At 67.9% G+C, this 12,540-nt stretch carries 9 protein-coding genes; 6 read left to right on the top strand and 3 right to left on the bottom strand.

Annotated features, from left to right (window positions below; genetic code table 11):
• Positions 1-145 precede the first annotated feature (145 nt).
• Positions 146-1,333 (bottom strand): XdhC family protein, encoded by a 1,188-nt coding sequence (locus TBU01S_RS14585; protein WP_068637414.1) that lies wholly within the window; start codon positions 1,331-1,333, stop codon positions 146-148.
• Positions 1,334-1,606: 273 nt separating this feature from the next.
• Here TBU01S_RS14585 and TBU01S_RS14580 point away from each other — a divergent pair, with 273 nt between their 5' ends.
• The 3 genes from TBU01S_RS14580 (at position 1,607) to TBU01S_RS14570 (ending at position 5,391) form a co-directional block, all read left to right on the top strand.
• Positions 1,607-2,611 carry an AraC family transcriptional regulator gene (locus TBU01S_RS14580; protein ID WP_068637412.1) on the top strand — a complete coding sequence of 335 codons (1,005 nt, stop codon included), beginning with the start codon at positions 1,607-1,609 and terminating at the stop codon, positions 2,609-2,611.
• A gap of 181 nt (positions 2,612-2,792) precedes the next feature.
• On the top strand, positions 2,793-3,311 hold the full coding sequence (locus TBU01S_RS14575; protein WP_157659157.1) for a nitroreductase family deazaflavin-dependent oxidoreductase: 519 nt from the start codon (positions 2,793-2,795) through the stop codon (positions 3,309-3,311).
• Between the two features lie 82 nt (positions 3,312-3,393).
• Entirely contained in the window at positions 3,394-5,391 is a 1,998-nt protein-coding gene (locus tag TBU01S_RS14570; protein WP_068637408.1) for an oxidoreductase, read from the top strand.
• Between the two features lie 275 nt (positions 5,392-5,666).
• On the opposite strand, the gene TBU01S_RS14565 is transcribed toward TBU01S_RS14570, so the two are convergent.
• Both TBU01S_RS14565 and TBU01S_RS14560 read right to left on the bottom strand, forming a co-directional pair.
• Positions 5,667-7,046: a DUF1329 domain-containing protein gene (locus TBU01S_RS14565; RefSeq protein WP_068637407.1), complete on the bottom strand. Its 1,380-nt coding sequence runs from the start codon at positions 7,044-7,046 to the stop codon at positions 5,667-5,669.
• A gap of 29 nt (positions 7,047-7,075) precedes the next feature.
• Positions 7,076-8,713, bottom strand: a complete 1,638-nt coding sequence (locus tag TBU01S_RS14560; RefSeq protein ID WP_245650929.1) for a DUF1302 domain-containing protein — start codon at positions 8,711-8,713, stop codon at positions 7,076-7,078.
• Positions 8,714-9,056: 343 nt separating this feature from the next.
• Here TBU01S_RS14560 and TBU01S_RS14555 point away from each other — a divergent pair, with 343 nt between their 5' ends.
• The 3 genes from TBU01S_RS14555 to TBU01S_RS14545 all read left to right on the top strand — a co-directional run bounded on the left by TBU01S_RS14555 (position 9,057) and on the right by TBU01S_RS14545 (position 12,537).
• Positions 9,057-10,241 carry a CaiB/BaiF CoA transferase family protein gene (locus tag TBU01S_RS14555; protein ID WP_068637403.1) on the top strand — a complete coding sequence of 395 codons (1,185 nt, stop codon included), beginning with the start codon at positions 9,057-9,059 and terminating at the stop codon, positions 10,239-10,241.
• A gap of 21 nt (positions 10,242-10,262) precedes the next feature.
• The gene (locus TBU01S_RS14550) at positions 10,263-11,471 is read left to right on the top strand and encodes a CaiB/BaiF CoA transferase family protein (RefSeq protein ID WP_068637401.1); all 1,209 of its coding nucleotides are present in this window, start codon (positions 10,263-10,265) and stop codon (positions 11,469-11,471) included.
• Positions 11,472-11,607: 136 nt separating this feature from the next.
• Entirely contained in the window at positions 11,608-12,537 is a 930-nt protein-coding gene (locus TBU01S_RS14545; RefSeq protein WP_068637399.1) for an enoyl-CoA hydratase-related protein, read from the top strand.
• Positions 12,538-12,540 lie beyond the last annotated feature (3 nt).

The following is a 12,540-nucleotide window of genomic DNA, read 5'->3' as shown; positions in this document are numbered from 1 at the left end:
GCGTTGGAAAGCATGGACATTGTTCGATCAGCCCCGCTCGCTGAGCGGCCATCGTTTGCTTGTCGAATGCAAGTTGGGATGAAGCGCCTGGCGGCAACGGACCCGGACGGCGGCCGGGGATGGGCTCGAGGCCGGGGTCGGGGTTTCAGGCCAGCGCGCAGACCGCGTCCGCTGCGGCATGGCCGGCGGCGCGCAGATCCTGCACCGGGGGGCAAGGGACATGCAGCGGCCCCTGGCGCAGCCGTGCCGATGCGCCGCCGCGCTGCCTGAGCGTGGCGTTGATTTCGGCGGCGATGGCGAGCGCGACCTCGGCGGGCGTCTCGGCGCCGATGTCGAGCCCGACCGGGCCGAAGATGCGCGCGCGCAAGGCCTCGTCCATGACCGCACCCTGGGCCTGGGCCTCGTCGAGCAGGCGCCGGGCACGGTGGCGCGGCCCGAGCAGGCCGATGTAGCGCGGCCGGCACGGCACGAGGGCGCGAAAGGCGGCGACGTCGAGCGGAAAGTTGTGGCTCATCAGCAGGGCGACGGTGTCGCCGTCGGGCCTGAGGGCGGCGACCGCTTCGTCCGGTGGGCCGATGTGCAGCGCGTCGGCGCCGCGGAAGCGCTGGCGCGTGCCGAAGCCGCCGGCGCTGGCCACCACCTGCATGCTCCAGCCCAGTTGGCGGCCGAAATCGACCAGCGGTACCACGTCCAGGCCGGCGCCGAACACCATGACCCGCAGCGGCGGTGTGACGACTTCGATCAGGGCGGATACCGGGCCGGCATCGGTCGGCAGCGAGCAGTTACCGCCGTGGCCGCGCTGCAGGGCGTCGGCGACGGCGGCTTCGAGCGCCGCGCGCAGCGGGCCGGAGGGCAGGCCCGAGGCGCGCGCCTCGCCGCCTTCGAGCTGGGATACGCGCGCGCCGAGTTCGGCGGTGGAGGGGGCCGGCGTGGCATAGACGGTGGCGACCGCGCCGCGGCGGCGCTGCCCCAGGCAGTCGTCGAGGAAGGCCATCTGGTGCCGGACATTGGCTCCGGCCGGCTCGACCAGCACCAGCACCGCGCCGTTGCAGCCGAGCGCGAAGCCTTCGGCGAGGTCTTCGTCGAGCGAATCGTACAGGCGCAGCACCGGCTGGCCGCTGGCGATGCTGCGGCAGGCATGGCGGACGACGTCGCGCTCGAGGCAGCCTCCGCTCACCGAGCCCAGGCGCTGGCCTTCGTCCGCAACCAGCATCCGCGCCCCCGGCTGGCGATAGGCCGAACCCTCGATGGCGACGACGGTGGCGAGGGCGGTGGCTTCGCCGCGCGCGTCGGCATCGGCGAAGGCGCTGCTGATCTGCTGGAGTTCATTCATGGCCGCAGTCCCCGTGTGCCGTACGTGAAGCGGCCGGATGCCATCCGGGGCCGCATTGGCGGGAACTTTTGCACGGCGCTGGCGGGCGCGCATCACCTCAACGAATTAAACCGGGCGGCCGTCCGGGAAGCGGCACCGGCGCCTGCAAACCGGACCGGCACGGGCCGGATTTAATTCGATCGGGTGATGTGCCGGGCGCGGCCGCCTGATCAAATGTGGCCATGCCGCGAGCGCCGGGAGCCGGCGCCCGGCCGGAGCAAGGGAGGAGCAGCCATGCACGACCTGAAACCCAAGAGCAAGATCGATTTCTACCTCGAACGCATGCACCGCCGCGGCTTCATGGCGGACCAGGTGCTGGAGGGGACCGGGCTGAAGCCCGAACGCCTGGACGATCCGCACGGGCGGCCGTCGCCGCCGCAGTATCGCCAGATCATCCTCAACATGATGCAGCTCACCGGCGACCCTCATCTGGGCATCAGCCTGGGGCAGGAGTTCAAGATCAGCGATCTCGGCATCCTCGGCTATGCCGCGCTCAGCGCGCCGACGCTGAAGGTTTCGCGCGAGCTCTACGACCGCTACCGCGACCTCAACGAGCAGCATGTCTTCCTGTCCCGCAACCACATCGCCAACGGCCGCTGGTTCTCCGAGATCCAGGACGTCCACCGGCTCGGCGACGTGCTCCGCTTCGGCATCGAGGAATTCGTCAGCCAGACCATCGAGCTCGCCTCGGCGCTGACCAACAGGCCGTTCCCGGTGCTGGAGCTGCACCTGACCTATCCGCAGCCGGCCGACATCTCGTGCTACATGCGGCGCTTCAACTGCCCGATCTATTTCAACCAGCCGCGCAACATCGTCGTCTTCGACATCAAGCTGCTGCAGGATCCGATCAGCCTGGCCAACGACGAAGTCTTCAAGCTGTGCGCGCGCAACTGCGAGCTGCTGGCGGTCAAGCATCGCGACAAGGCCGTGCTCGCCGAGACGATCCGCAACTTCCTGGTCAACAACCCGGGCAATTTCCCCACCCTGGAGGAAATGGCCGCTCGCCTGAAGATGGGGGCGCGAACCCTTCGCCGGCGCCTGGTCGAGGAGAAGGTGAGCTACCAGCAGATCCTCGACCAGACGCGCCAGGAGCTCGCCATCCAGTACCTCAGGCACACCGCGCTCACGCCCAAGGAGATCGGCTTCCTGCTCGGCTACAGCAGCGTCAGCAACTTCCGCCGCGCCTTCAAGGGCTGGACCGGGCAGACCCTCTCCGAGGTGCGGGGCGAGGCCGCCTGAGGCCAGCGCATGCATTGCCGATCCGGACGAGGCGCCGGCGGCCATCGTGGCGCTGAAGGCGGTGTCCTGAATTGGCACCGCAAAGACCGCATCGGAGATGCCTGGAGGCCGGAGCGTCGGAAAGGCCGGCACTAGACTGTGTGCCGGGTCATTTCTTCAATCTGCCGGAGGCCGGGGAATCATGGCAACACACGATCGCGACAATATGGTCAAGCCGGACTACATGTCCGATGAAGACTGGGAAGGCCTCAAGGCCGCAACCGCCTCGCTCGAGCGCATCCGCGGCGATGCCAAGGCGGACGTGGCGCGCTATCTCGCCAACCCGGACGGATGGTCGACCGGCGAGGGCTCGCCTTCCGGGCTGCCCACCCTGCTGTTGACGATGGTCGGGCGCAAGTCCGGCGACAAGCGCACCACGCCGCTGGTCTTCCTGCAGGACGGCGACAACATGGTCGTCGTCGCTTCGCTGGCGGGCTACGACGCGCCGCCGGCCTGGTATCTGAACGTCAGCGCCACCCCGCAATGCTGGGTGCAGTGCGACCGCAGGCGCATGAGCGCGATCGCGCGCGATGCCTCGCCCGAGGAGCGCAAGGCGCTGTGGCCCCGCCTGGTGGCGCTGTTTCCCACCTGGGGCTACTTCCAGTCGCAGACCGATCGGCCGTTCGGGATCGTCATCCTGACGCCGACCGGACCGGCCTGAGGCCGCGCATCGGGGGCAGGGGTGCCGGCCGCGCAGCGGGCGGCCGCGACGCTCGTGCCGGGTAAAGCCAGGGGAGACGCCCATGACCAACGTGAAGTTCGAACACCTGTTCTCACCGCTCCAGGTCGGCCCGATGCGGGTGCCCAACCGGATCTGTGAAACCACCAACACGATCAATTCCTCGCGCGCGCCGGGCCTGATCGACGAGCATTTCATCGCTCACCACGGCGCCAAGGCCAAAGGCGGCACCGGCTGGATCGGCAGCGAGACCTGGCTGCTGGATGTGCCCTTCCCGGAAGGCGCGCCGGACGAGGTGTCGCTGCGCGGCGGCTTCGGCAGCCATTTCGCCGCCTACCGGAATCCCGCCTTCATCGAGGGCTGGACGCGCTTCGTCGATGAGATCCACGCCAGCGGTGCGGTGGTCGTGGTCCAGCTCACCCACCTGAATGCGCTGTGGGCGCCTTCGGCAGTGCCGGTGGTCGGTGCGCAGGACTACACCCCGCACGTGCTCGGCGAAAGCGAGATCGGGTTCCTGCTCGACACTTACGCCGATGCCGCCGAGGCGGCGATGAACAGCGGTGCCGACGGCGTGGAGATCCACTGTGCGCACGAGACCGTGGGCTACAGCTTCCTGTCGCCGGCGACGAACCGGCGCACCGACCGCTGGGGCGGCGGGCCGCGCGAGCGCATCCGCTTCGTCGTCGAGGCGCTCCGGCGCGTGCGTGCGCGCGTCGGCGACAGGCTCGCGCTCGGCATCCGCATCAACGGCCAGGAGTCCCGCGACGGCGGCTACGACAACCTGGAATTGCGCGAGATGCTGTACTACATCGCCGAGACCGGGCTGCTCGATTTCGTCGACCTGGACGTGGGACACTGCTGGGGGGCGCCGTCCTATGTGCCCTCGTCCTACCATCCGCATGCGGAATACCGCGAGTTCGGCAAGGCGGCGCGCTCCGACCTCGCCGAGCTGGAGCGCAAGGTCGCCGTGCTGTTCACCGGCCGCATCAATGACCCGGTGCTCGCCGAGGAACTGCTCAAGGGCGGCTTCTGCGACCTGGTCGGCATGGTCAGGGCAGGCATCGCCGATCCCGAATTCGCCAACAAGGCGCGCGAAGGCCGTCTCGGCGAGATCCGGCGCTGCATCGCCTGCACCCGCTGCATCGACGAAGCGTCCGAGCCGCTCACCATCCCGTATGCGCCGACCTGTTCGATCAACCCGGAGATCGGCAACGAGCTGCACTGGGCGGCCACCTTCCGGCCTGCCGACCGGCCAGGCCACGTCGTCGTCGTCGGCGGCGGCGCGGCCGGCTGCGAGGCGGCCCGCGTGGCGGCCATGCGCGGCCACCGGGTGACGCTGTTGGAGCAGGGCAGGCGCCTCGGCGGCCAACTGCTGATCGCCGCGCGTGCGCCCGGACGGGATTCCTTCGAGGATCAGGTGTATTTCGAGGAAAACGCCCTCGAACGCCTCGGCGTCGACGTGCGCCTGAACACCCGCGCCGACCTCGACCTCGTCAGATCGATGCAGCCGCAGGCGGTGGTCGTCGCCACCGGCGCGCTGCCGCGCCTGCCCGACGACGTGCCGGGCATCGACCAGCCCCAGGTGGTGCAGGGCTGGGACGTCCTGCTCGGCAAGGCCGCCACCGGCAAGCGGGTGGCGGTGGTGTCGCAGGAGGACTACTACCAGACACCCTGCGTCGCCGAATACCTCGCCGCGCAGGGCAAGCAGGTGGAGGTCTTCCACAAGTCCGTGCATCTGGCGACCGAGGTCGCGCGCTATTCGATCGGCATGGTGCTGAAGCGCATGGAAAGCTGTGGCGTGAAGGTGCACCCGAACCGGGTGCTGAAGGCGGTGAGTGGCGACACGCTCGAATTCGTCTCGTCCTGGGGCGGGCAGAGCTACCGCGAGCAGGGCTTCGACAGCGTCGTGCTGGTCTATGGCGCCGTGCAGCAGCCCGAGCTGTACTACCGCCTGCAGGAAGACGGCAGCATCCCGAAAATCCTGCTTGCCGGTTCGGCCTGGGTGCCGCGCCGCCTGGCGGAAGCGACGCGCCATGGCGCGAACGTCGGCATGATGGTGTAGCGCCGGACGATTTCTCCCGGGTGACACCTGGAGCGGGGAAGAGGGCAGATGGCGGCCACCGGCAACGGTGGCCGTTTCTTGTCGACACGCTGCGCACTCCCCGTCTGCCGGCGAAAAAGGGCCCCCACGCTCCGCCGCTGCGCGGGTCGCTGCCCCCCGAGGGGGCTGTTTTTGCCTTGGGACGGCCCGACGAAAAAAACCTGCGCCACCGGACGGTGAGCGCAGGCCGCAAGGGAGAGAAGGTTCCCCCGGCCTTGTGCCGGGGGTTGCGAGGGCTACTGGCCGATACGGCGTGCCGCTTCGGGGCCGAAGTCGCGTTCGCTGATCCTGTCCTCGTTCAGGCGATAGGCGTTCGGCTGCTCGTTGATCAGGTTGAAGCCGAGATAGGTACCGGCGTTGAGGTCGTGGTAGAAGCCCGCGCCCGCCTGCCAGGTGTTCATCTCGTAGGCATAGAAGTGGTTGAGCATCGAAGTCCGCCACAATTCGCCGCGGGCGTCGTAGTTGTCCGCCATGACCGGGAACATGGTGTCGGCGTCGATGTACATCACGCGCTTGCCGTACAGGTGGCGCAGGCCTTCCTTCAGCTTGCCTTCGAGCACCCAGACGCGGCGCAGTTCATAGCGCATGTAGTCCGGGTTGGCATGGCCCTTCATCAGCAGATCGGCATACTTGATGTCGGGCGCATGGACACGCCAGGCGTGGAAGGGGATGTAGATCTCCTGCTTGCCGAGGATGGTCCAGTCGTAGCGTTCCGGCGAGCCGTTCCAGATCCGCACTTCGTCCACCGTGATCGAGCCGCCGGTGCCGGGGAAGGACATGTCGAAGCCGTAGCCGGGCGACTGCCGCACGCGCCGGGTGCCGGGATCGTAGCGCCAGCTCTGGCGGGGCTGCTTCTTGTAATTGTAGAACTCGACGCCGGTATTGACTTCGCCGCGGTCGCGCTCGGGGAGCAGGGTTTCGTTCAGGTACCACGAGGCGGCGCGTTCGCCGACCGGCTCGATCATGCCCGGCTTGTGGCTCGGCCCCATGTTGCGCGACTTCACCCGGCCCCAGTTGATGCTGCCGTTGGCGATGACGTAGGCGTTGTCCGAAACCAGCTCCTCGGTGTGGGCGCGGTAGGGGACGGTGATGTTCCACAGCAGTTCGAGGCCGCTCTGCGGAAACGGGAACATGACGCCGTTGGTGTAGGCATGGACGCCCATGCCGCCGTCGAGCAGTTCGGCTTCGGCAGCGTTGCGGCGGGTGGATTCGCACACCGCGTCCGGGTAGCGGAAGTCACGGTGGGTCGGATAGACCGGCATGCGGAAGGTGTCGGGATACTTCGCGAACAGCGCCTTCTGGCCTTCGGAGAGGCGTGTCGCATATTGGGCGACATTCTTCGCGTTGATCTCGAACAGTGGTTTTTCGCCGGCATAGGGGTCGATCGGATGCCTGCCGGTGCCCTTGAAGTCCACGTGCGGCGGCACGCCGAGCCATTTGCCGCTCCATTCGGGGATCGAGCCGTCGGCATTGCCGGCCTTCTCGGCGCCGATGCAGTTCAGATCCTTGCCGAGGCGGGCGATCTCGTCTGCCGTGGCTTTCGCATGCGCGCTACCGGCGGCGAACGGCAGGGCGAGCGCTGTGGCGACCGCCAGGCCGATGAATTTGGGTTTCATGTTCGATTCCTTGTTCCGTTTCATCGGGATCAGAAGGTGTATTTCGCGCTCAGCGAGACGTAGTCGCGGTCGGCCATCGTGCGGCCCTCGGCGATGCTCGGCGAGCCGAAATAGCCGACGTATGTCAGGCCGATGCTGAAATTGCCCAGGTACTTGAATTCGGCACCCAGCGTCAGCCGCTTCTCGTCGCGGCCCATGCCGCTGAAGGCGCTGCCGGCGACGTTCTGGGTCCAGATCACCTTGGTGGCCAGGTCCCAGCCCGGGAAGACGGACGGATAGTCGAAGAGCGCGCCCAGGCCGACCAGCGTCGAGCCGCGTGTCTGGCCCTCGTAGGTGTAGTCGCCGTAGCGTCCGATGTCGAAGCCGCCCGTGGTGATCGCAAGATCATCGACCTTGTGGATGCGCTGATGCACGATCTCGCCCATCAGCGTGGTCTGGTGTGCCAGCTTCGACGGTCCGAGCATGTAGACCGCGTTCACGTTGCCCTGGAAGTAGCTGCCGCGGGCAGGTGCGGCGCCGAGCGGGGTCATCACATAGACCGGGGCGTTGTCGCGGTAGCTCAGTTCGCCGGCGAACTGCACCGCGTCGCCGATCTTGGAGCTGAGGCTGATGCCGGTCAGCTCGATGTCGTCGAAATAGGCGAGCTTGTAAGAGGGCGCGCTGCCGGGCGAGGCGCGGCGGCCGAAACGGGAGAACGACGAGTAGGTCGTATCGCCGCTGAAATCGAAGAACATCGCGCCGACGCGGTCATGGTAGCGGTAGTGGTACAGGCCCAGTTCGGTGGCGTCGCTGACCTGGTAGCGTGCGCCCAGGCCCCACTGGCCGGAGTCGCGCGGCTTGATCTCACCAGCGAAGTTGACCGCGGTGTAGGTATTGTCCGGCAGCGACGTGATCACCCCGGAGGCGAGCCGGTAGAACTGCGCACCCGGGCCGAAGAAGTCGGAAGCGAAGTAGTCGCCGACCGGATTGAGCCGGGTCTTCTCCCATTCGTACTGATAGAAGCCGGTCAGGGTCAACTGGTCGTTCAGCGTGAATGACGCCGACAGCTGGCCGACCGGCAGATAGCCTTCCTTGGCTTCGGTGCCCGGCACGTTGAAGACGGTGGCGTCGACCGGCGCCTGGCCCTGGCTGATGTTCGGCCAGAACATGCTCTCGCCCCAGGCCAGCACATGGCGCCCGGCCTTCACCGACAGGTACTGCTGCTCGCCCAGCGCCCAGTTGCCATAGACGTAGGCGTCGAGAATGCGCGAGGAGCGGCCGCTGTCGCGGCGGGTGGTGGCGGTGAACTCGTCGTGGGGGCCGATCTTGTTGACGGTGGCCGGCGAGTCGTTGTCGTTGCCGTTGCGGTAGGCCGAATCGTAGAAGGTCGATGCGCGCAGCATCGCGCCGAGATTGTCATGGCGCAGGCGCAGTTCGCCCAGGACGTTGGTGCGATTGGTGATGAGGCTGCCGCGGTCGAAGTTGCGCGTGCCGTCGTCGTAGTTCGGATCGGCGAGGTATTCGCGCGCCGCCTTCTTCAGCCGGCTCGACATCGTGTGCGAGAGCGTCACCGAATAGGCCAGGCTGGTGTCTTCGCCGAGATCGATCGTCGCTCCGGCATGGGCTGCGGGCGCAGCGGCCAGACCGATTGCCAGTGCCAGCGGTGAAAAGGCGATTGCCGGTTGCACCTTGTCTCCTCGTTCTTTTTTCCTGATGGGCATCCCATTCCCCTTTGGTTCTGTGGCTCGGCACCGACGGCGGCGCCGCAACGGGAGACTTCCATGCCCTTCCTGCCGGCGCATCACTCATTCGGATTACTTCCGCGAAGGGCCGTTTTTGATGTTCCAACGGCCGCATTTGAGCCAATCGCGAAGTCATTGCGCGACGACGCCGGTACTAGACTCGCTTCCAGCAATTGTTGTTGCGGCACGCCGATGGTGCAGCAGGGGCCGGGCCGCCCGGAGCCGTCTGAAGGCTTGCGCTGCAGCGCCCGACGGCGGCGTATGCGGCGAATCGAACGAGGAAACAGAGATGGATCGTCCTCTCGACGACGTGGTCGTGATCGACCTGACACGCTTGTTCTGTACATCCCTGGGGGCTGCCTTCCTGGGCGACTTCGGCGCGCGCGTGGTGCGCCTCGAGCCGCTGCCGCAGGAAGCGGCGCGCACGGCCGCCGGCTGGAACCACGAAGCCGACCTCATCCACCGCAACAAGGAAAGCCTTGCCCTCGATGTGCGCAGCGGGCAGGGCAGGGCGCTGCTCCACGAACTGGTGGCGAAGGCGGACGTGCTGCTGACCGACTGGAGCGTGCCCGAACTCGCGGCGCTGGGAATCGACCATGCCGGGGCCAGCGCCCTGCGCGCCGACATCGTGTTCGGCCGGCTGTCCGGGTTCGGGCCGCAGGGGCCGGACAGCGGGCTGCCGCCGATCGACGAACTGGCCGCCGCCCGCACCGGGATGATGCCTATCCTGCCGCAGCCCGGGCAGCCGCCGGTGTATACCGGCGCCGGCGCCATGCACTCGACCGCGATGCTGGCCTTCGGGGTGGTGACCGCGCTGCTGCACCGCGCCGCCTCGGGCGAGGGGCAGGCGGTGGACGTGTCGCTGTTCGGCGCCAACATGTACGGCGCCGCGCTCGACATCCAGGCCTTCCTCGCCATCGGCAAGGGCGACCGGCTGCTCAACCCGATCTCGCGGCTGGACGTGTCGAACCCGATGTCGGGCGCGCTGTACCGCAGCGCGGACGGGCGCTGGGTCACGCTGACCATGCCCGATACCGACCGCTGGTGGCCGGTGTTCTCGGCCGCGGTCGGCATCGCCGCCGACGATGCGCGCTTCGACACCCACGACAAGCGCACCGAATCCCGGCGGCTCGAACTCATCCACGCGCTCGAGGCCGCCTTCGCCACCCGGCCGGGCGGCGACTGGCGCCGGGTGTTCATGGAAAAGCAGCTGTCGGCCGACGTCATCGAACGTTTCGACTACCCGGCCGCCGATCCGCAGGCACGCGCCAACCGCTACATCCTCGAACTGGAACACCCCAGCTTCGGCACGGTGAAGAGCCTGGGCTTCCCGGTTTTCCTCAGCGAGGGCACGGCGCGCCTCGACCGCCTCGCGCCCTGCATCGGCCAGCACACTTCGCAGGTCCTGCGCGACCTGCTCGGCTATTCGGAAGACGCCATCCACGCCTGCCGCAGCGCAGGCGTGGTGGCTTGAAGGCAGCACAAGGAGAGTGCCATGGCACGGGCATTGGAAGGCATCCGCGTCCTCGATCTGACGGTCTGGTTCCAGGGGCCGGTCTCGGCCCAGTACCTGGCCGACTTCGGCGCCGAGGTGATCAAGATCGAGCGGCCCCAGGGCGGCGACCAGGCGCGCGGGGTGCGCTCGATCAAGTCGCTGGAGATCGGTGACTGGAACCAGTACTTCCTGGTCATCAACCGCAACAAGAAGAGCGTGGCGATCGACCTCAAGACCGAGGGCGGGCGCGAGATCATGTACCGCCTGGTCGCCGAGTCGGATGTGTTCCTGTCCAATCTCGCGCCGTCCATGCTCGACGCCTGGGGGCTGTCGTACGACAGGCTAAAGGCGATCAGGCCGGACATCATCTACGCCACTAACACCGGCTACGGCCGCCTGGGCGACGTCTCCAAGCCCTCCTTCGACATGACGGTGCAGGCCCTGACCGGAATCATGGCCCGGCTGGGCGAACCCGGCGAGCCGCCGATCTACCTCGGCATGGGCTCGGGGGATGCCTACGGCGGCATCATGTCGGCGCTCGGCATCGTGCTGGCCTTGTACCAGCGCAGGCGTACCGGGCGCGGCCAGTGCCTCGATGCCTCGCTCTACGGCGCCCAGCTTTTCCTCGCCGCGCCTTTCCTGCAGTCCTATCTGGCGGGCAAGGAATCGGTCTCGCTGCAGCAGTCGCGCAAGCAGGTCGACAACCCGCTGTGGAATCTCTACCCGACGGCCGGGAAATGGGTGTTCCTGTGCGAGCCCAACGAGGACGCGCGCTGGGCGGCGCTGTGCCGTGCGCTGGGCGGCACCGATCTGGCGGCCGATGCGCGCTTCGCGGACGCGGACGGGCGGCGCCGGCACAACGAGGCGCTCATCGAAGCGATCGAGCAGCGCACCCTGGGCCTCGGCCACGCGGAGCTGATGGCGGCTTTCGGCCGCGAGGGGCTGGCCGCGAGCCCGGTCAACAACCTCGCCGACGTGATCCGCGACGAGCAGGCCTGGCGCAACGGCTACTTCATGAAGACCTGGTGCGAGGAGGTGCAGCGCGAAGTGGACGTGCGTGGCCTGCCCGTCACCCTGTCCCGGACCCCCGGCGAGATCCGCTGCCTCGGGCCGCAGCTCGGCCAGGACACCGAACTGGTGATGATGGAACTGCTCGGCTACGAGTGGGACGAGATCGAGGCGATGAAGGCCAGGGGTGCGATCCCCTGAGGGACATGCCGGACCAGTCCGCCAGCCCCGGGCTTGCCGAAGGGCCCGGCCCAGGCGGCCGCGGACGAACCGGTGTTTCCCGGGCGCCGCCGATGCGGCGGCAGGGCGCAGGATCAACAGCAGGGAAACGACAGTCATGAGTACACGCGAGGATGGCGGCATGGCCGCATGGAGCGACTGGAAGCAGGTTGAAGGGGAAGGTCTCGACGACTTCGCCGAGATCATCTACGAGAAGAAGCAGCACCTGCCCTCGGGCGGCGGCATCGCCCGCGTGTCGCTGAACAAGCCCGACAGGATGAACACGCTGACGCTGGCGACGGTGGACGAGATGTTCCGCGCCTTCTACGACGCCAACCACGATCCGATGACGGGCGTCATCGTCATCGCCGGCAAGGGCAGGCACTTCGGTGCCGGCGGCGACGTGGAGTGGGAGCGCTGGGGCCTGCGCGAGGCCTTCTACAACCGCTATCCGCACAACCGCCTGATCCGCCTGTCGCGCAAGCCGGTGATCGCGCAGGTGCAGGGCTACTGCATCGCCGGCCACAACCACATGGCCTACTGCTGCGACTTCACCATCGCCGCCGACGACGCGGTGTTCGGTCAGGCCGGGCCGCGCGTCTCGTCGCCGGCCGATGGCTTCTTCGTGCCCTATCTGACCAAGGTGGTCGGCGCCAAGAAAGCGCGCGAGATGTGGATGCTGTGCCGCAAGTACAAGGCGGAGCAGGCGCTGGAGATGGGCCTGGTCAACACCGTGGTGGCGCTCGACGAACTGGAGGCCGAAGTCGACCGCTGGTGCGCCGAACTGCTGGAGAAGAGCCCGGGCTGCCTGGAAGTGCTCAAGGCCGCGTTCGACCAGGAGATGGAGGGCTACCGCGAGTCCTGCGCAACTTCGGCGGCGATGTACCCCGACTGGTTCGACATGCCCGAAGGCAAGGAAGGCGGCGCGGCCTTCCTCGCCAAGCGCCGGCCTGACTTCTGGCGCCTGCGCGAGCGCGAGGCCGGCATGCGGCAGGCGCTGCTCGATGCCTACCTCGCCGACGGCGCCGCGCCGGCGGCCGGGGAGTAGGAC

This window comes from Thauera butanivorans NBRC 103042, assembly GCF_001591165.1.
Classification (GTDB): Bacteria; Pseudomonadota; Gammaproteobacteria; order Burkholderiales; family Rhodocyclaceae; genus Thauera; species Thauera butanivorans.
The sequence above is the reverse complement of the archived record's forward strand: the minus strand, read 5'-3'. Positions and strand labels throughout refer to the sequence as shown.

Excerpts from the sequence above, each read along its gene's own strand:
- TBU01S_RS14565 (WP_068637407.1), bottom strand. The coding sequence starts at position 7,046 with ATGAAACCCAAATTCATCGGCCTGGCGGTCGCCACAGCGCTCGCCCTG.
- TBU01S_RS14580 (WP_068637412.1), top strand. The coding sequence starts at position 1,607 with ATGCACGACCTGAAACCCAAGAGCAAGATCGATTTCTACCTCGAACGC.
- TBU01S_RS14550 (WP_068637401.1), top strand. The coding sequence starts at position 10,263 with ATGGCACGGGCATTGGAAGGCATCCGCGTCCTCGATCTGACGGTCTGG.
- TBU01S_RS14575 (WP_157659157.1), top strand. The coding sequence starts at position 2,793 with ATGGCAACACACGATCGCGACAATATGGTCAAGCCGGACTACATGTCC.
- TBU01S_RS14570 (WP_068637408.1), top strand. The coding sequence starts at position 3,394 with ATGACCAACGTGAAGTTCGAACACCTGTTCTCACCGCTCCAGGTCGGC.
- TBU01S_RS14585 (WP_068637414.1), bottom strand. The coding sequence starts at position 1,333 with ATGAATGAACTCCAGCAGATCAGCAGCGCCTTCGCCGATGCCGACGCG.
- TBU01S_RS14555 (WP_068637403.1), top strand. The coding sequence starts at position 9,057 with ATGGATCGTCCTCTCGACGACGTGGTCGTGATCGACCTGACACGCTTG.
- TBU01S_RS14545 (WP_068637399.1), top strand. The coding sequence starts at position 11,608 with ATGAGTACACGCGAGGATGGCGGCATGGCCGCATGGAGCGACTGGAAG.